Genomic DNA, 18,585 nt, shown 5'->3' on the forward strand with positions numbered 1-18,585 from the left:
GGATTGTCTCTTTTATAGTTTGGATTTGAGAGGATCTAATTTGCCGAGGAGAAGGCCACCATGGGTAATAAGGATAGCTAGGGAGAGAATAGACATCCTTTTCCAGTTAGCGGATAAGGAGTTCTTGAAACATCCTGAAAGGTCCCATCGTTATGTTGAACTTGCAAGGAGGATTTCGAAAAAATATAATCTGAGAATCCCAAGGAAATGGAAAAGGAGGTTCTGTAAAAGCTGTTATAGGTTCCTGAAGCCTGGTTACAATTGTAGGATAAGATTGTCCAAGGGTAAAATACACTACCACTGCCTAGAATGTGGGAGGATTATGAGATTCCCCTACATTCGGGAAAAAAAGATTAGAAGGAGAAATAAAATTGAATATCACACACTCAAAAAAAGAGCTGATGAGAAGATCCCTATCAGCAATAACAGTACAGATAGGGAAAGCAGGAATCAATGAAAAGGTTATAAAAGAGATTAAAAGGCAATTAAAAGATAGAGAACTGATAAGAATAAAATTCGCAAAGACCATATCCTCTGAGAAGGAAACCTATATTAACGAGATCATCAGAAAAACCAATGCCAAGCTCATAGATTTAAGAGGAAACGTTGCCATAATATTCAAGAAAAAAGGATAGGGAGGAAACTTAAGATGACCACAGTCTATGATGTGCCAGCAGATTTACTCATAAATCAAGTTGCAAATGAATTACGCAAAGAAAAAAAGGTCAAACCACCAGAATGGGTGCCATTCGTTAAAACAGGCGTCCATAAAGAAAGACGCCCAGACAATCCAGATTGGTGGTATGTAAGGGCTGCAGCACTCCTCAGAAGAGTATACATTGATGGTCCGATAGGTGTGAACAGATTAAGGACAAGATACGGCGGTAAAAAAGACAGGGGTTCAAGACCTGAAAAATTCAGAAGGGGCAGCGGCGCCATTATAAGAAAGGCTCTTCAACAATTAGAAGAAGCAGGTTTCATAGAAAAGGTTGAAGGTGGGAGGAAAATAACCTCTAAAGGAAGATCATTCCTTGACAAAATCGCATCTAAGGTCAAAGACGAGGTTAAAGAACTCAAAAAATATTAAAACGGGGGTTTATCAAAGTGACGGACATAGAAGAGATACGCCGGAGAAAAATGTTGGAAATGCAGCAGAGGGCGCAGCAACAAGCTGCGGAAGCCGAGAGAGAGGAGCAATTACGGCGACAGTTTGAAATACAGAAGAGACAGTTACTCATGAAGATACTAACCCCTGAGGCTAGGAGCAGACTCGCAAACATTAGACTTACAAGACCTGAATTCGTTGAACAAATCGAATTACAATTAATACAATTAGCCCAGGCAGGTCAGATACGTTCAAAGATCACGGATAAACAACTAAAGGAACTTTTAAGGAGAGTCAGCGGCAAAAGGAGAGATATAAGGATCATTCGCAGATGATCCTCTTTTCGCGATTATGAAGGCTTGTGTACTTTACAGTGGCGGGAAGGACAGTTCATTAATGGCCACGATACTCAAAAGATTAAACTTAGAGGTTGAACTTGTAACTGCAAATTTTGGAGTTTACAAATCATGGATTCCCGCCGCGAAATCGGCAAAGGCCCTTGGATTCCCGCATAGGGTTCTAAAATTAGATAAAAGCGTATTAGATAGGGCTGTAGAGAAGATAATAGATGATGGTTTCCCGAACAATGGTATAGATTTTGTTCATCGGCAAGTATTAGAAGCTGCCGCAGGGGAATATGATATAATAGCTGATGGTACAAGAAGGGATGATAGAACCCCCAAACTTACAAGTAATGAGATAAGAAGCTTTGAGGACAGAAATTCTGTTGAATATATTAATCTCGCAGGTTTCGGCTATAAAACAATAAATAGACTTGCATCCCAATTATTTATATTAAAAAAGGAAAGATCAGATATTCATAATAATTCGGATTATGAGATAGAAATAAGATACTTTATAGATAAAATAAAAGGGAAGGGCGAATCTTCAAGATTCTTCCCAGAACATTACCAAACAAGAGTAATAGGCTGGAAGTAGGAGGGAATAAGCAGATGAGCAGAAACAAACACGTCGCCAAGAAAATAAGACTATCAAAGGCTAGAAAACAGAATAGAAGAGTCCCAGTATGGGTTCTTTTAAAGACAAACCGTAGAGTACTCACCCACCCCAAAATGAGGCATTGGAGAAGAACCAAATTAAAAGTCTAAAAAAAGAGAGAGAGTGGTGGATAAAAATGGAGAGAACATACATCATACCATTGAGAAAAGTCAAAAGTGTTCCAAGAACGAAAAGAGCACCCAGAGCAATAAGATTCATCCGCGAATTCCTAAAAAAACACATGAAATCAGAGGATATAATATTAGATTCATCAATCAATGAAAAAGTATGGGAAAGGGGCATACAAAAAATCCCAACAAAGATTAAAATAAAAGCCATCAAAGAAGAAGACGGGACAGTTAAAGCAGAACTAGCAGAATAAAGGTTTCAGAATATGATAAAGAGAACAAACCTCGACGGAAACCCTAACATAGGAGTTTATATTTCAGTCACGGAAACCCAAGCACTCATACCATTCCATGCATCTACAAAAATAGAAGAAATAATAGAAGAAGTACTAGAAGTAGAAGTTTTCAGGGCCACCATAGCAGGCAGCAGCCTAAACGGTATATTATCCGTTGGAAACTCTAATGGTATCATAGTTTCTCCATATATACTCGAAAGAGAGATAGAATCATTGGAGAAAGCAGGTTTTGAAGTTTTCGTATTACCTGAAAAGTTCACTGCAGTAGGCAATTTAATATTAGCAAATGATTATGGCGCCCTTATAAGTCCGTTGCTTTCTGATGAGTCAATGGAATTAATAGAAAAGGCATTGGAAGTTAAAGTAGAACAGGGGACAATTGCCGGTTTCAACATTGTAGGATCCGTTGCAACAGCTACAAACAAAGGCGTACTACTACATCCAAAGGCCGCAAGGAAAGAATTAGAATTTGTCGAGGAAACTTTGAAAGTGCCAGCCGATGTTGGGACTATCAACCATGGCACGACCATGATAGGCGCATGCTCCATAGCCAATTCGAATGGGGCTATAGTAAGTGAAAATACCACAGGCCCGGAACTAGCCAGGATAGAAGAGGCTCTAGGCTTTCTCTAATAGGGGGATTATAATATGAAGACGAGAATATTCAGAGTTAAAGGAAATTTTATGATGGGTGAAAAATTACAGCCATTCACCAAGGAATTAAAGGCGATTAAAAAAGAAGAAGTTTATGAAAAAATATACTCTGAATTCGGCAGCAAACATGGTATAGGCCGCAACAGGATATATATAAAGAGCATAGAGGAGATCTCCCCTGATGAGGTGGAGGATCCCATATTAAAGGCTATATTGGAGGCATGATTTTAATGGAAGAACAGCAACCATCGGATGATCAGCAACGCCTAGAGGAGATTATAAACCAGCTAAGTTTTTACAAAGAGCAAGCAGAGCTGATCCAAAACCAGATAGAGGTCATGAGAAGTTCATTAACCGAACTAGAGGTGCTAGAGGATACTTTAGAGGCTGTGGAGGGTAATGAGGGTGCTGAGGCACTAGTACCGGTAGGTGCTGGTTCATTCATAAAAGCCCAGCTCAAAGACACTGACGAAGTTATAATGAGCATAGGAGCAGGTGTAGCCATGAAAAAAACACTAAAGGACGCTAGGAAGATCATAGACGAACAAAAAAAAGAATTGGAAGATACTATAGGTAAATTATCCGAAAACCTTAAAAAGATAACAGAAATAGTACTCAAATTATCCCCACAAGCAGAAGAACTATACCAAAAAATCAGAGGAAGTGAAGGATAATTGTTCGAAGCACTGAAGAAAAAAATCAACAAAACAATCAAAAAAATCACAGAAAAAATCTCAGATAAAGAAAAAGTAGAAGAAACCATCAAGGAAACAGCAAAAGAGGAAACCATAGAAGAACCTGAAACAGTAGAAAAAGTTAAAGAAGAACCCGAAGAAGGTAAAGGGTCCAATATCTTCTCTTTTATACGAGAAAAAACTATTTCTGAAAAGGACATCGAAGACATACTCTGGGACCTTGAAATGTCACTGCTTGAAAGCGATGTGGCAATAGACGTCGCCGAAAAAATAACAGACGAACTCAAAAACCAACTAGTAGGTAAAAAAGTTAAAAGAAGTACTGACATTATCGAATACACCCAAGAAGCCTTTAAAAATAGTATAAGAGACATACTAACCGTCAATGGTAAGGACATGGACAGCATCCTCCAAGAAAAACAAAATAAAAAAGAACCGTTCATAATAATGTTTGTTGGTATAAACGGCACAGGAAAAACAACAACCATAGCAAAAATGGCAAAATACTTCCTAGACAGAGGACTAAAACCTGTGATCGCGGCTTCAGACACATTCAGAGCAGGGGCAATAGAACAATTAACTCATCACGCGGAAAAACTTGGAGTGAAAATAATAAAACATGAAAAGGGTGCTGATCCAGCGGCAGTAGCATTCGATGCAGTGGAACATGCAAAGGCAAAGGGAAAAGATGTTGTTCTAATTGATACGGCTGGTCGGATGCAGACAAACGTCAACCTCATGGATGAAATGGCAAAAATAAAAAGGGTTGTGAAACCAGACTTTATAATCTTTGTAGGGGACTCACTCACAGGCAATGACGCAGTTGAACAGGCCATAAAATTTAATGAGAGTGTTGGAATCGACGCCATAATACTAACAAAGGCAGATGCGGATGCAAAGGGTGGTGCAGCCCTATCAATAGGCTATGTTATAAACAAGCCCATAATCTTCCTTGGAACAGGTCAAGGTTATGATGACCTCATAGAATTTAAACCTGAATGGATGATCCACCAACTATTCACATAAATCCCGATGGTGGATTAGATTTGACAAAAATAATCGAAAATAGAGAACTTAGAGACAAATTTTTTGTTTTCAAAAATCGTAAAGAAGCAGGGGAAGTCCTCGCTCGAATGTTAAAGGATTATCAGGATTCTGATGCTATCATACTTGGCATTCCAGCAGGTGGCGTCCCAGTGGCTGCTGTTATAGCAAAAAAACTTAATCTAACATTGGATGTTCTAATTGTAAGCAAGATAACATTACCATGGAACAGGGAAGCAGGATATGGTGCGGTGGCATTCAACAGGACAATAAAATTAAACCAAAAACTGATAGATTCCCTTGGATTAACTGGGAGGGAAGTGGAAGCCGGTATCAAAGAAACCTTGAAGAAGGTTGAAAGGAGAGTTCAGATTTTCAGAAAAGGCAAACCGCCCTTAAAGCTTAAAAATAGGACGGTGATAGTGGTTGATGATGGCTTGGCATCAGGATACACTATGCTCGCGGCTGTGGAGGCTCTTAGAAGGGCTGGTGCCGGTAAGATAATTATTGCAGTACCCACAGCCAACTTAGATGCCATCAAAAGATTAGAAGGGAAAGTAGACATGGTATATTCTCCAAACATAAGACATGTATACCCTTATGCGGTTGCAGACGCCTACAAAAATTGGTATGATGTATCAGAGGATGAGGTTAAAAGTATACTTCAAAAATTCTGATTATAGGAATCTTTCAAGTGAAGAGGCGATGGCTGTTGCGCTGTTAAAAAAGACAGAACAGAGAACACCAACAATTTTACCATCTTGTATAATCGGAGATCCACTATCACCAGGTAATGGCAAACTTCTATGGGCGAATGCAAGATAATGATACGTCCTACCCACAGACAAAACCGTACAATGATTTTTCTTCCCTTCTTTTAGGGAATATGCGGGTCCAAGCCTGGGAGAACCAATCTCTATCAGATTAACAAGGGAAGAAGGCACCTTGAAAGTTGCCATGGCAAGATCCAAGTCATATAAGATCCTAGTAATCGTGCCTTTAAACTTCCCAATATAAACAGGATCTCCTAGATTACAACCCCCAACCTTTAAAAGATGCTGTACAGTTATAACATTAAAATTTCCATTTTCTGGGATAATTGCACCTACTACAGCCTCTTTTTTATTACATCGAATTCTTGAACCAGGTTCAATACACATTTAAGGTATAATTTGATTTTAATCATATTTTTATCTTTTTCCAACAAAGCCACTCTTTATAGAATTTTTGCTTTCGCTTGATGAGAGAAAAAACTGACGGTTTCTTGCATAGGAGCGCCAGGTAAAAATATGACTGGATCTAAGATAGGTAAACACAGTATATTTTACTATCCGGGATAATTGAAAGTGTAAAAAATTTTTATATTTTTCTTTTTGCGGAGAATTGAAATCATCCTAAGTTACGTATATTTTTTTCATGCTTAAGGTTCAATAGCAGTTTTAGTAGTTTAGATATCCTTCATTGTAGAGTCTTTGGAGGTCTGAAGCGTGTAGCATTTCATAAACTGCATATGGATTGCTGAGGTAGGGTTCTATAAGGCCCCGTGCTATGTAATAGTATGCGCCGAGTCTGCCATATTGTTTCCATACTAGTTGTACATATAATGGGAAGCCGCAGCCTGGGTTGATGAATATGTTGCCTTGACGGACTGTGCCATGGAAGTATAATGGTATTGGGCCTTCTTGGCCATTTTCTTTGGCTAGGTTCTGGACATATGCTAGTGCCTCGTCTAATGTGTCAAATTCATAACCGTCTACCCTGTAGCGATACTTATCGTCGGGTATCCCGAATATGAATGTTTGTATGACTTCATTCCAGTCGATGTCTGTTCTGAGGCCTTTTGGGTCGATGAACGCGAAGTTTATTATTGTAATATCTCCTTCTTGGTAGTGGGAGTAGGAAGCGTCTCCGGCGTAGTGTACTACGACGACGCATTTGGATCCTTTCTTTTTGGCGTAGTTGGCAGCGACTTTTGATTGCGGATGCCCAGCCGCCATGTCAGGGTTTGCGAGTTTAACTAGTCCAAGGCGTCCAACGGGTTCGAATGGGCCTGTGATGGTTGCGATGTAAAGGTAGACTCCGAATATGGCTATTAATCCTATGATAATGTAAGTAGTTTTTGTCATTTCCGATCCCGGGGAAGATTTTTTTACTATAAGCTTGACCTACTCAACCTATAAAATTAACGGTTGAAGTCGTGGGGGGATTAATATTTTTTCATGATTTCTTTTAATTCTCTGATTTCATTTTGAAGTTTGTCTATCTTTTTTTCTATGAATTTTATTCTATCTTGTAGTTCTTTTTCTTCTTCTGGGTTTTTAACAAACCATGATGCTAGTGATGCTGTTAAAAACCCAGAAGAAGGTTATCCCTACAAACATTAAAAGAATTGTTATAAGTTTACCATAGAATGTTATGGGGGCTATTATAACTTCTCCCGCCATTGTAGTTGTTATGGCGTGCCAGAGGGAATCTGCAAGGCTCTTGAGAGATGGATTAACACCCCATTCTGTGCTGTAGAATAGGAGTGTGCCGCAGAACATGGCGAATAAGAGTATCCCAATCGCCTGGTCCATATGTGTTTCAAGGAGGAATTTGAACAAGCCCTTGAGATACTTTCGAAAGAGTGCTAAAATTTTCAGGAGGCGTAATAGTCTGATAAGCCTTGTAAACCTGAAAATCCTAAAGTAATAAATGGGTATGAATGCTAGTATATCAGTCCAGTTCTCTTTGATAAAAACCCATTTATCCTTTTCCATTCTAATATTATAGAGAAATTCTATGAACAATATTACACAGAGCAAAAAGTCGAAAATGTTAATGGAATATATTAATACTGGACTACTCGGATAAAATGATATATAGGTTATAGCAATTATGTCAATCAATATAAGGACATTCAGGGTCAGTTCTTTATATTTTAGTTTTTTTTTTGATTTGATGACAAAATTAGAACCCCCCTACAGATAAGATCACAGTTTTTAAGTTTTTATTATCCCTATACCATCCTTGATTTGGATTTTCACATTTGAATATGATTCGAGCTCTTCTAGGAATGTGTTGGCATTCTCCACATCCATCAGATAAGGATAATAGCCTATGATATTTATAGGATAAATATGGACGATAGAACTGTTACCTTTAATCGTTACAATTATTATCATAGATCTTTTCGTCTCAGGGTTTTGCATGTCAAACACGCAATTTCCAAGACTATAAAAGATTAGATGGCCTTTATATTCTTCTATACTACCTGAGACGTGGGGATGATGTCCAATTACCATGAATGCGCCTTCATCAATACATTTATGTGATATGTTCTTTTGTAGCTCATTTGGAGTGTGACGGTATTCATTCCCATAATGGAACTCACAGATAATATAATCGGCCCCGGCCTTTTTAGCATTATCTATGGCAGATTTTATATGATCCCATGATATTGGAGCGAAACCCGGCCTGTTTTTGGTTGTGGGTGGCATATAATGTTCATCTGCGAATTCTGATGCTTGTATGATAGCTATCTTTTTTCCTTTCACGTCTATTATGAGGGGTTTGTAGGCTTCTGTTATATTAGGGCCTGCGCCCACATACATTATACCACTTGCCTCCAAGTTTTTTATGGTGTCATTGAGGCCTTCTTCCCCGTAGTCCATGAGATGATTGTTTGCGAGGCATGCGACGTCAACTCCAGCGTCTTTGAGTAATTTTGTAAACTGTGGATCTGCTTTGAATGTTATCAGTTTATCTCTTTGGTTTGTTGATGTAGTGATGGGCGATTCTAGGTTTATCACGGTTAGATCGGCCCCATTGGTTAAGTTGATCACATTCTTGAATGGTTGCGGATCATCATATAAAACTGCGTTAACATTTCTCCCTAGCATCACATCCCCAGTAAAAGTGATGTTAATAGGTTTTTCCGGCTCAGACACCTTATCCTTTGGATTTGTGACATTAAAATATGACAAGGCAATGATTAAAAGGACAACAAACACTATGATTATGTTTTTTCTCATAATTTCATGTTTTACAATGTTCAATATAAACCTTTATTCAAAGAAATTGAATAGGGTGAACACCCCCCTAAAATCCTAATTTATAGATTTTTATAACTGGGAGTATCCATCCCCGATCATTTATTATCCTTTTTTTTGGAGATGCAAAAAAGTATATGTATGAGATAAATAATATTTTGTAATATAATATTATTTTATAAGGGGGTGTTTTACAGTTGGTATTTAAAGATCGGTTCAATGAAAGAGAATGGTTAACTCTACAAGCAGCTCCCATTTGGGTTTTTGAAATCGTGGCCATAGCTGATGGTAGAATTGATGAAAGAGAATTAGAAGAAGTGTTAAATCAATCAAAGAATGTGATAGAATATTCCAATGGATTTACTTATGAAGTTTTCAAGGATCATGTTGCCACTGTAATGAATAACAACCTTGAATTCAGAAATTTACTAAAAAAGAACCCCTTAGAAGGCCTTAAAATAGTCTCAGATTTGTTAGGGAGAGTGAAACATTCTGAGGCTCAAAATTTCAAGAAAGTATTATTAAAGATGGCGATAAAAGTCGCTGAATCTTCAAATGGGGTTGATAAAAATGAAGAAAGAGCCATTGCAATAGTAATGGGAATACTCGATGGCATATTATAAATTTACACAAAATTTATTTATTCTCAAAGCATTACCAACATCCCAAAGGGCAACTATAAAATCCCAAACACTTTATTTTTTTGTCCACAAATTCCCGTTCACATAATCCCAGGTTAGGATGAATTATCTTCTTCATGATTTAGTTGCTAAGAGAAACCACCAAGCATAGGAACGGGCTTTCATTTGGTTAAAAAGGATTCAGAGGCCCCATTGTTGAATGGTTACAATGGGGGGGTTTGTTCCACAAAATAGGAAACTCCACATCACAAGTGGTAAACTGGTTCATCAAAAAATTTTATATGTTAAAAGGGGAAAATAATATAAAGTTTTTTTTGGGTTAAAATGCTTGCATATTGGAAATCAAGAAATTGAAACAACATAATCTGTGGAGGGTTTAATATAAGTCAAGCCTAAAATCGGGAAATTTAAGAAGATTTTTATCTCAACAGTTATAGTTTTCATAATTGCCTTTATATTTCCAAGTTTATTTCATGTTCATCCAAATTCGCATAATATCGTTTCTAATAATACTACTCCGGCAATCCCTTACAGGACATATGCCGATAATGGGATCACTTTTAGATATCCTGCGGATTGGAAACCTATAAAGGACCTTCATAGTCCCAGTAGGTGGGGGTACCCTCCAGATCCCATCGTAGCTTTTTATGATCCTAGTGACAATCGCACTGAAGCTGATATTAAAACCTATTTTTACATCAAAAAGTTAAATGTAAGATCTCTTGATGAGCAACTCAGTCGATATAGAAGAGATATTGCGGAGATTGGGCAAACTGAAGTTTCAGAGCGAAACATTACAATAAATGGTATGCGGGCTGTGGAGCTTATTAAAACATGGTATGCTGACGGGATACAATATCAGGCTTTAACTGTGCACATTGAGGCCGTCCCAGGATCCGAGTATTATAGAATAGGATGCGTCACGCCACTCAGTGAGTATAATGAGACACTACCTAAATTCAAATTAGTGATAAACAGCTTTAAATTGTTAAAATGAACCATTTCCAAGGGGATATTAAACTTGTGTGAATACAGAAAAGAATCTTTAAAATAAAATTTTATGGAGGGATTATAATGCCCTCCTATGGATACCCCATGATTATTTCTCTTTTTTAGGCGTAATATGTTGCGATGATTTGACTTACACTCGCACAAGTGGTGTAATATGGTTTACTCCCGTATTTTCTGGTAACTAGAGATGGGTCAAAGTTTATCCATTTGCCATTTATTGATACTTGTACCCATCGGTGATTACTTGCTTCTACTGATGCTCCTTGCACTATTCTGACAGTGTATCCATTGTCGTGTAATACTTTTGCCGTCCAAGCGGATAGGCCCCAACAGTCTCCAAGCCCAGTTCTTTCAACTCCTTCTGCTGTGGTGGCTGCTCCATACTGGTGGTTCAAGTTTTTATTGATATATTTTGCTAGGATTTGTAGACCTTCGATCCCCTGTAACCCGTTTAATTGGCCATTCCCGAAGGTTGTGGTTCCATTTCCTCCATTGCCGCTAATAGTACTTGGTACTGTTACGTAGTTTGGTAGTCTTTTGTTGGTTTTTTGGAAGTCCATGATCTTGGAGAAGATGTAGATTAGTGTTTCGTATTTTATTTGTCCTATTGATGTGCTGACGTTACCTGGTGCTCTGCCAGTTGAATCTACGATACTTTTTATATTTAATGCCAAGTTAGTGTATTCCTTTTTTGTTAAAGTTCCACCTCTTGTTGTCCCATTAGAGTTTAAAGGTGCTTGCACATCTTTAAGTGGGATTGCTGCTGCTGAACCTTGACTGGTCTGCACAACATCTGTAGTTAGAAGGTATAGAAATTGGGGCATTGTAACTTGTTCATTTTTAATAGTCACATAATTTGGTAATTTATGGTTGGCGTCACAAAAGTTCTTCACTTTAGTTGCCGCATCATTCACCTCATTTGGCGTGTAGGTTATCTGAGAACTTACTTGCGACGTTACCTGTGAATCTAATGTGGTCGAATTGTTACTGGTTGCAGCGGAAACGTCGCTGACATTTAAAACCAATGCTATACCAAGGAGTAATAGCATTGGGAATATCCATTTTCGCTTAATTTTACCGCCTCCATATCCTATTAATATAGGACTGTTATTTTTTTGTATGAGTACATAGTCGCATGGATATAGTATATAAATGTTTTGGTTTTTTTCTGGGAAAAAAACGACCATAAAACCTTTTTTAGGATTTAAAGGGCGCTGAAAAGTCCATTATATAATATTTTTGGGATAGGTTCTCTTCGTGGCGATTTTTGATAATGGGGGTGGTTTGGATTATCATTTTCCTAAAAGAACCTTTATAGATAGTTTAACACTGATCTAACCATCTATTCATCCATCAAAGCAAGGATATCAAAACTCTATTATAAAAAAGTAGGGATATCAGGTACTCAATATGCATTTAAAAAATTATAAGACCGATAAAGATAATTTAAAGATCATAGATTACCTTAGCCAAATTTTAAAAGTATAAACCACATAATTCCAGTCTACCACTATAATTGCTCATGATTTTAAATACTTGAGTGACTCTTAATTGCTCCTATGAAGAAGTCTATCGTCCATTAAAATAAATTTTAATCCCCCTACTGTAGTACTTGTAGATAAAAACACGAATGGGGGGAAGCTTCCACTTGAGTTTATGAAGGGTTCTAAATATTACAAGGGGGGAGCCCCCACATTTAATAATGATTACTTATGCACCATGGAATGGATCTGGTATTTTGCGAAATGAGTACTCTATGGATGTTTTTGTAGATTACATTGTATAGGATGGAGTGTACTGCTTCTATTATTTCAATTATTGGGCTCATCATCGTTTTCTATATAGGATCATTTAGGGTGTCATTAATAACCAAGAGTCCATTGTTTTATTGTTCTGTTTGCTTGACATACTATCTTCAACTAAGGTTTCAACTTAGGGGTACGATTTTCTAAAATCTATCCGTTTAAAAACCGGTAGACTATCCTGATATGGGGGGAGATTTTCCTTATAATCCCCCCATCTTCATCGGGATGACCAGTTTAATTTAGTCGGATTTGGAGGCAAGTTCTTCGAGAACTTCCTTGGGGAGTTTTTTGGCTATGCTTAACTTTGTGGGGCATCTTCCAAGTTTTATATTCCTTTCTTTCGCCGCTTTTTTAAGATCGACAAGTTTAACTTTTTTAACAAGTTCCTCTAACTCCATATTACTCCACCCTCAAATATTATATAAAATAATGTGATATTTAATTTTTTAGCCCCATCCAATCTTTTACTTGGGGTGAAAAAGTTTCCCTGAAAATGTTATCAAATGATATCATCCCTTCCTTAATAACTCTCCTAAATTTCTTCCGCGGAAGCTGTTATCCCTTCATATCCGTAACTAAAGAGATAATATCCTTTGGGACTTGTAAACTCCCCTCAACGGATGCCGATTTTTACATGGAGTGCAAGATTAGAAGTTGGAAAAATTTTTTACCACCCTTAAGGTTTGTGGGACTGAAAGAAACTTGAAAGCGCAAAATTGCACAGAACATGAGGCCAAAAAATTGGGAGAAAAAAAAAGCTTGGGTTGAATATGCAACCTTGTTGCAAAGGTTCACAGCATTTAATTGAATATTTTCATCCATGCGGCAATGGCAGCCCAAAGCTTATTTGAGAAAGAAAGGAGACTATTCCAAAAAGCTCACCCCCCAATTTTCCCATGTTATATGACCTTAATGAAAGGCTGTTTTAACTTCAAACCTTTGGAAGTGAAGAGTCAAATATGTTCGAGGCACCTGTACAGTTGATTGTTGCCTTTAGAGAATTGCTAGTAATTTTTTCTATGATAATGGTTATAGTGCTTGGTTCTTTACCAGGGGCTTCTGCTCTGATTTCAATTTCCATTGGAGCCTCAACAGGTACCTCATAATTGAAACTGCCATCTGGATTGAGATTTACAACTTCTCCGTTTATTGTAACAGTTGCATTCGGATCTGAAACAACCTCTATTTTTATTATGCTAGTCTTTATGACATCTGAAGTATTCCAATATGCTTCTAGTCTAGTCGCATCTGGGTTAAATTCAGATTCTGTTACATTTATATCCTTATCCATACCATTTGTCATATCCCCATTTGTCCCTGTGTCTATACAACCAGAAAATGACACTACAAAAAAAATCATTACCATACAACTTAAAGGAAACCAAAATAGAAGAGTTAATTCCATATACTTCAAATTAGGGGTCTCCATACGTATCATTCATAAAAGAACCACCTGGAAAAAAGAAAGGAGTGTTTATGCGCCCTTAAACTACTTTTTCTCCACTATTGATCTTTTTAGCTGTGTTATATGCATCATATATTCCATATATCCAAAGTATTGGTGTCGTGACAAAACCTATAATTAAGAAAATCAAAAGCACTGATATAGCATATACGATCATCAAGAGGATCCCTTTAGCTATTTCACCATTATAGATTTGGCCTAGACCAACCCAGAGCGCTGATAATACCGCTGCGAGCCCTGGATTTTTCGCTGTGTATCCTGATTGTCTCACACCACATTTAGGACATATTTCGGCCTTTTCATCTATTTCAGCCCCACAATTCGAACAATATTTAGTGCTCATCCTAATCCCTCTTTGCCTTTAATTTCTTTATAATCATGCTTGTAATATATATCTTATTGTACAATTTTACAGCTGGATTTGAAAACAGTAGAAAGGTAACACTTTAGGGTAAATTTCGGGGATCAAAAAAGTCAAGGGGATAGTGGATAAAAAGAGAAAAATGCCATCTACTGTGGAATCACTTCTTTGCGGATCCCTACAGTCTCCATTATAATGGTTTTGATGAATTTTTTGAGTTTTTCTTCATTTTTTCTGTTGTTGGGATTTAGTGGGAATGCTCCGATGGATGGTATTTCGTTTATGTCTTCCTTGAAAACTATTTTTTGGTTGCCGGGGTAGAGTATGTAGGCGCCGATGCTGTGTAATATGGCGTCCTTGTAGGTGTGCATTTTGTAAATGTCACCGGCTTCGTATTTTCTTTTATATTCTTCTTCCAAGTCTCTTTCTTTAATTTCGGAGTCGTTATAAAAGTTTCTTGTTATTTTTGATCGGTATTTGGCGTCAAAGTGTATGAAATAGGTGCATTCATCAATGTCGACGAGAATAGAATAATCTGGTATGAAAGGTAGGGAATAGGATCTGCATCTTGTTTCACCCGCAAACTTCCGATTATAAGATAACTTAATGATAATAGTGTCTGTTGGCATTTTTAATGCGAATTTGAGCATGGATTCATAACCACGTCTAATTTTAACCCTCCATTTACCAATTTTAAAAACATCAAGTGGATTTACACGCTCTCCTGTGATATCTTCCAATATCCTTATAAGTTTGAAATAGCACCAGTATTCGTATAATTCACTGAGCCTTTTCTCAAAACCCCTAAAACTTTCTTCGAACTCCTTCCATGCGAAACGCAACGAAAGCTCCAGGATAAAAAAGTATCTTAGGATGTCTCGGTAACCATCACGTTTCTGTAAAACCTGCGAATTAAGAGGAAGATACTCAACAGCACCCACATCCTTTAACCAATCAAATGAAAGCTGATAATCCACCTCATCCAAAAAAAATTTCAAAGAATCTCTTATATAACCCTCTGGCGAGTCTTCAAGGAGCTTTAAAATGAGATCTTCAAGTGATTCAAGAAAATATTTATAAAAGCGATTCTCAGAGGTGTCAGGAGTCTCCTCCAAACAAACCTGGGGCAAATTCCTAATTTCACCCTCTGCACTGATACCTGTAGGCTCTGATACTGTTCTTGGAAGTTCCCCAATATCTATATTTGATGCCAGCGCCACAGGCACAAAATCAACCTCACGTTTAAGCCTAGTATAAAAATTCCTATTAATATACTCAGCGGCCGAAGGAAGATTCTCGGGCCTGAAAATATACTCTAAGATGATGAAATCTTCATAGAACGTTTTTGCTTTGGAGCTGTCAACTACAAAACTTTGGAATGTGGGTGAATCTGCTTCAAGTATGAGTGATGATATCTCATCTGATAAGTCAGCTAGCATCCTAGGATAGTCATCATAGTAACTGATTTTCCTTGACCTCACCTCAACTGGTATAGATTCTCTACCCAGACTTGTCTTGATATCAAGAAACGTTTTACCCACATAACTTTTGAAATCTAGGAATCCTGCAACAATATTATCTCCAAGTTCAAAATTTAATTTTTCGAATGTAGACTTCCCAGAGGACACTATAAATGGGAGAAGTTCAAATTTGTCTTCTTCACTTTCAAATAAAACGTGGTATTTTATATTTTCTAGTAGCATGATCTCGTTGAGATTTTCAAAATAGGGACAATATTCTATGGGTTCAAGGCCGGGTCTTTCAACCTCTGGCACATTAATCAACCTAACCTCATAACCATTTACCTTAACTATCTTATCAGACTGGTTATGTGTCTGAAATTTTTTCGGCGAATCTTTTATGTAATCTTTTTCGCCTGCTTTTATTCTTAGGGTTCCTCCATGAAACTTTATTCGGAGCTCTTGGTCCATTTTATGGTCCTCTGCGGTGTTATCTTATGAATGATACGTATCTTTGGACTTTTAGGGTTTCTTCCATTTCCTCTAATTTTTTCTCAGAATTTGGGAACTTTCCCCTGCAGTGTTTTTTGAGTTTTTGTAGTGTGTCTCTTAGTAGTCTTTCTGGGCCATGTATTTTTGGCAGGATCTTCTGTTTGATTTGAGCGTCAAAATAACGTTCCCATTTGTCCCATTCTTTTGGTTTTCCTTGGTAGATCCATGCTGCATGCATGAATGATAATATTTCGTTGACTACGCGGAATCCGAAATCGAAACCTGATCCTTTAAGTTCTTTGTAGAAGAATTCGAGTTCATCTGTAATCTGATCCAGGATTGGGTTGAGGTCCTCTTTTATCTTAGCAGTTTCTATGTTGTGGTTTAATGGATTTTCTAGAAATTTTAGGTTGCCCTTGAGTTCTTGTTTTGGTTGATTGGTGAGGTACTTTTTGGGGTTTGTTGTTTCGAATTCTATTGTGTTTGCACGGTCAAGGACCTTAGGCGAGAACATGTAGGTTGTTTCATCAACGTTCACTGTCCCTACAACAATAAGATTTTCGGGTATTTCTATTTCTTGTGGGAAGTCACATTCTGGATTATCATGTAATGGTATTGGTTCGCCACTTTCAATGGCTGATAGGAAATCAGAGAAGTAACGTTCCACATGCGACAAATTCATCTCATCCAAAATCAAAAGATAAGGATTATCAGGATCTCCTCTTGCTTTCATTATAAAATCAAGTGCAGGAGTGCTCTGATACTCCCCAGTCATTATATTCAAGTAACCGAAAATATGCCTCTTTTCGGTCCAATTAGCACCCACTGGAACCATAAGGTATCTTTTCTCACCATCGGATATGTATTCACCATACAACTGAGCAAGTTTAGTCTTACCAGTCCCGCTATTACCAGTCAAAATAACAAAAGGTTTAACTTTAATTGAAAGAAGGAAATCCTCAACAATCTCGGGCTCAAAATAAAAACCCTTAGATTCGATGAAATCATAAAAGGAACCAATAGGCAGAGATTTAAGCTCTTTATAAATTTTCGAAAACTTTTTAAGGTCGGAGACAAGTCTATCATTTTCAGGAAGATCATCCCTTGGATAATATGTAGCATAGATGATCGCATCTTCATATGGATGACCTGCATCTTCGGTGAGTGATATTTCCTTTAGGCAATCTTCACACTCAATTTGAGCTCTGATTTTCGATGCGCAATCTCTTAAAATCTTGCTAGCATCTTTACCATATTCATTTTTAACATTTTCAACTCCTTGCATGAGTGTGAGATAGACACCTTCCATGTTCTCCTTGAAAAGATATGCAATATAATAACCGTTTTTGGGATTTTCTGTTATTTCATGGTCCATTATGACAATCCATGGTATTTTAGCCCAGGTTCCTTGTCCAGCAGATCCTTTTATAATATAACTTTCACTTTCTAGTATTCTATTTATTTCTTGTGGTATTTTGCGGCGTAGTAATTGAGCCATAGGATGATTCGCAAAATCTTCTTTCTTTGCGGATAAATACTCATCTAAGACTTCTCTGATCATGTCTTTAAACTTTAATGAGGTTACAGTTTTTATTCTTTGAACCTCATATACAAAATCTCTTACTTTTTCTGGGAGTGAATCATCAAGGCGACCTATTACCACAACATCTGTTTCACGATCACCATCAATTACAGTTGTCCACTTACCTCTATAATTTTCCATAAACATTTTTTTATTATAGTTTCCACCAATATTCCCCCTATGTATCAAATAATAATTTCCTGATGGGTCTTTAGCGAATGCCCCGCCAATAATGCGTATTATACCTTTAGGTGGTGAATTTATCTGACAGATCATTGTATGATTTTTTCCTTCTTCTGGTTCTTCTGTCCCAAAACCATTCCAATGGCGACTTCCTTCAATGAATCGATACATATACCAAATCTTGAGATCTGAAATCCAATAAATTTTTCCCTTCTTAACGCCGCCCTGAAAACCTGCCCCGCCATGAACTGTCTTATCTGCTCTACTTGTCAAAATACTGAATAACCTTTCCTGGGCTTCTTTTATTTCATCCTCATCTGATAATACGCTGAGTTGAGGATAATTATTCTTCACACCAATCACCATAATAATATATAATCAATACCTATATTAAATTGAAAAATTTTAACAACCTTCTATTTTTTAGGGGGTTAAAGTGCAATTTGTATGTATAGTAGGTGAATATGGGAAATAAAAAAATATTTTCGCCAAATAAGCGAAATACCTCTGAGAAAGTTTTTTCCAAAAGAAGATGAAGATTTCACACCCTGGTTTACAAGAAAATATTGAGCTCTTAGGAGATGTGATTGGCATAGAACTCACAGATGCAGAAACTGAAGTTCCAATAGGAAC

The 18,585-nt window shown here is 37.3% G+C and carries 24 protein-coding genes; 14 read left to right on the forward strand and 10 right to left on the reverse strand.

Annotated features, from left to right (window positions below):
• The first annotated feature begins 40 nt into the window (after positions 1 to 40).
• Genes DPC56_RS04590 through DPC56_RS04645 form a run of 12 tightly spaced genes read left to right on the forward strand, consistent with a single transcriptional unit; the run spans position 41 to position 5,598 of the window.
• A complete protein-coding gene (locus DPC56_RS04590) occupies positions 41 to 457 on the forward strand; it encodes a ribonuclease P protein component 4 (RefSeq protein WP_112093890.1) in 417 nt (138 codons plus the stop codon).
• Positions 378 to 635 carry a YhbY family RNA-binding protein gene (locus DPC56_RS04595; protein ID WP_112093939.1) on the forward strand — a complete coding sequence of 86 codons (258 nt, stop codon included), beginning with the start codon at positions 378 to 380 and terminating at the stop codon, positions 633 to 635. The genes DPC56_RS04590 and DPC56_RS04595 overlap by 80 nt, the downstream gene beginning before the upstream one ends.
• Before the next feature lie 14 nt (positions 636 to 649).
• On the forward strand, positions 650 to 1,087 hold the full coding sequence (locus DPC56_RS04600) for a 30S ribosomal protein S19e (protein ID WP_112093891.1): 438 nt from the start codon (positions 650 to 652) through the stop codon (positions 1,085 to 1,087).
• Positions 1,088 to 1,104: 17 nt separating this feature from the next.
• Entirely contained in the window at positions 1,105 to 1,440 is a 336-nt protein-coding gene (locus DPC56_RS04605; protein ID WP_112093892.1) for a DNA-binding protein, read from the forward strand.
• Positions 1,441 to 1,456: 16 nt separating this feature from the next.
• Complete coding sequence (locus tag DPC56_RS04610; protein ID WP_112093893.1) at positions 1,457 to 2,044, forward strand: DUF7411 family protein; 588 nt, start codon at positions 1,457 to 1,459, stop codon at positions 2,042 to 2,044.
• Between the two features lie 14 nt (positions 2,045 to 2,058).
• Positions 2,059 to 2,214: a 50S ribosomal protein L39e gene (locus DPC56_RS04615; protein ID WP_112093894.1), complete on the forward strand. Its 156-nt coding sequence runs from the start codon at positions 2,059 to 2,061 to the stop codon at positions 2,212 to 2,214.
• A gap of 26 nt (positions 2,215 to 2,240) precedes the next feature.
• Positions 2,241 to 2,486 (forward strand): 50S ribosomal protein L31e, encoded by a 246-nt coding sequence (locus tag DPC56_RS04620; RefSeq protein WP_112093895.1) that lies wholly within the window; start codon positions 2,241 to 2,243, stop codon positions 2,484 to 2,486.
• A gap of 12 nt (positions 2,487 to 2,498) precedes the next feature.
• Positions 2,499 to 3,161: a translation initiation factor IF-6 gene (locus DPC56_RS04625; protein ID WP_112093896.1), complete on the forward strand. Its 663-nt coding sequence runs from the start codon at positions 2,499 to 2,501 to the stop codon at positions 3,159 to 3,161.
• A gap of 15 nt (positions 3,162 to 3,176) precedes the next feature.
• Positions 3,177 to 3,407 carry a 50S ribosomal protein L18Ae gene (gene rpl18a, locus DPC56_RS04630; RefSeq protein ID WP_112093897.1) on the forward strand — a complete coding sequence of 77 codons (231 nt, stop codon included), beginning with the start codon at positions 3,177 to 3,179 and terminating at the stop codon, positions 3,405 to 3,407.
• Positions 3,408 to 3,412: 5 nt separating this feature from the next.
• Entirely contained in the window at positions 3,413 to 3,856 is a 444-nt protein-coding gene (gene pfdA / locus DPC56_RS04635; RefSeq protein WP_112093898.1) for a prefoldin subunit alpha, read from the forward strand.
• Entirely contained in the window at positions 3,857 to 4,903 is a 1,047-nt protein-coding gene (gene ftsY, locus DPC56_RS04640) for a signal recognition particle-docking protein FtsY (protein WP_112093899.1), read from the forward strand.
• Positions 4,904 to 4,923: 20 nt separating this feature from the next.
• Positions 4,924 to 5,598 carry a phosphoribosyltransferase gene (locus DPC56_RS04645; protein ID WP_245923877.1) on the forward strand — a complete coding sequence of 225 codons (675 nt, stop codon included), beginning with the start codon at positions 4,924 to 4,926 and terminating at the stop codon, positions 5,596 to 5,598.
• On the opposite strand, the gene DPC56_RS04650 is transcribed toward DPC56_RS04645, so the two are convergent.
• The 4 genes from DPC56_RS04650 to DPC56_RS04665 all read right to left on the reverse strand — a co-directional run bounded on the left by DPC56_RS04650 (position 5,599) and on the right by DPC56_RS04665 (position 8,934).
• Entirely contained in the window at positions 5,599 to 6,081 is a 483-nt protein-coding gene (locus DPC56_RS04650) for a SpoIVB peptidase S55 domain-containing protein (RefSeq protein ID WP_112093901.1), read from the reverse strand. It lies immediately after the preceding gene.
• 279 nt (positions 6,082 to 6,360) lie between these two features.
• Entirely contained in the window at positions 6,361 to 7,047 is a 687-nt protein-coding gene (locus DPC56_RS04655) for a hypothetical protein (RefSeq protein WP_112093902.1), read from the reverse strand.
• A gap of 192 nt (positions 7,048 to 7,239) precedes the next feature.
• Entirely contained in the window at positions 7,240 to 7,809 is a 570-nt protein-coding gene (locus DPC56_RS04660) for a hypothetical protein (protein ID WP_146737609.1), read from the reverse strand.
• A gap of 93 nt (positions 7,810 to 7,902) precedes the next feature.
• On the reverse strand, positions 7,903 to 8,934 hold the full coding sequence (locus DPC56_RS04665) for a CapA family protein (protein ID WP_281267921.1): 1,032 nt from the start codon (positions 8,932 to 8,934) through the stop codon (positions 7,903 to 7,905).
• A 215-nt stretch (positions 8,935 to 9,149) separates the two neighbouring features.
• Here DPC56_RS04665 and DPC56_RS04670 point away from each other — a divergent pair, with 215 nt between their 5' ends.
• Positions 9,150 to 9,575, forward strand: a complete 426-nt coding sequence (locus DPC56_RS04670) for a hypothetical protein (protein WP_112093905.1) — start codon at positions 9,150 to 9,152, stop codon at positions 9,573 to 9,575.
• Positions 9,576 to 10,089: 514 nt separating this feature from the next.
• Positions 10,090 to 10,590 (forward strand): PsbP-related protein, encoded by a 501-nt coding sequence (locus tag DPC56_RS08335; RefSeq protein ID WP_394339524.1) that lies wholly within the window; start codon positions 10,090 to 10,092, stop codon positions 10,588 to 10,590.
• Positions 10,591 to 10,705: 115 nt separating this feature from the next.
• Here DPC56_RS08335 and DPC56_RS04675 read toward each other — a convergent pair whose 3' ends face one another.
• The 6 genes from DPC56_RS04675 to DPC56_RS04695 form a co-directional block, all read right to left on the reverse strand.
• Complete coding sequence (locus tag DPC56_RS04675; RefSeq protein ID WP_112093906.1) at positions 10,706 to 11,791, reverse strand: pseudomurein-binding repeat-containing protein; 1,086 nt, start codon at positions 11,789 to 11,791, stop codon at positions 10,706 to 10,708.
• A gap of 857 nt (positions 11,792 to 12,648) precedes the next feature.
• Complete coding sequence (locus DPC56_RS08190; RefSeq protein WP_181454388.1) at positions 12,649 to 12,807, reverse strand: hypothetical protein; 159 nt, start codon at positions 12,805 to 12,807, stop codon at positions 12,649 to 12,651.
• 533 nt (positions 12,808 to 13,340) lie between these two features.
• A complete protein-coding gene (locus DPC56_RS04680) occupies positions 13,341 to 13,769 on the reverse strand; it encodes a hypothetical protein (protein WP_146737611.1) in 429 nt (142 codons plus the stop codon).
• A 124-nt stretch (positions 13,770 to 13,893) separates the two neighbouring features.
• Positions 13,894 to 14,217 (reverse strand): zinc ribbon domain-containing protein, encoded by a 324-nt coding sequence (locus tag DPC56_RS04685; protein WP_112093908.1) that lies wholly within the window; start codon positions 14,215 to 14,217, stop codon positions 13,894 to 13,896.
• Positions 14,218 to 14,384: 167 nt separating this feature from the next.
• Positions 14,385 to 16,166, reverse strand: a complete 1,782-nt coding sequence (locus DPC56_RS04690; RefSeq protein WP_112093909.1) for a DUF2357 domain-containing protein — start codon at positions 16,164 to 16,166, stop codon at positions 14,385 to 14,387.
• A gap of 19 nt (positions 16,167 to 16,185) precedes the next feature.
• Positions 16,186 to 18,318 carry an McrB family protein gene (locus DPC56_RS04695; protein ID WP_245923879.1) on the reverse strand — a complete coding sequence of 711 codons (2,133 nt, stop codon included), beginning with the start codon at positions 18,316 to 18,318 and terminating at the stop codon, positions 16,186 to 16,188.
• Positions 18,319 to 18,585 lie beyond the last annotated feature (267 nt).

The organism is Methanothermobacter tenebrarum, from assembly GCF_003264935.1.
Taxonomy (GTDB): domain Archaea; phylum Methanobacteriota; class Methanobacteria; order Methanobacteriales; family DSM-23052; genus Methanothermobacter_A; species Methanothermobacter_A tenebrarum_A.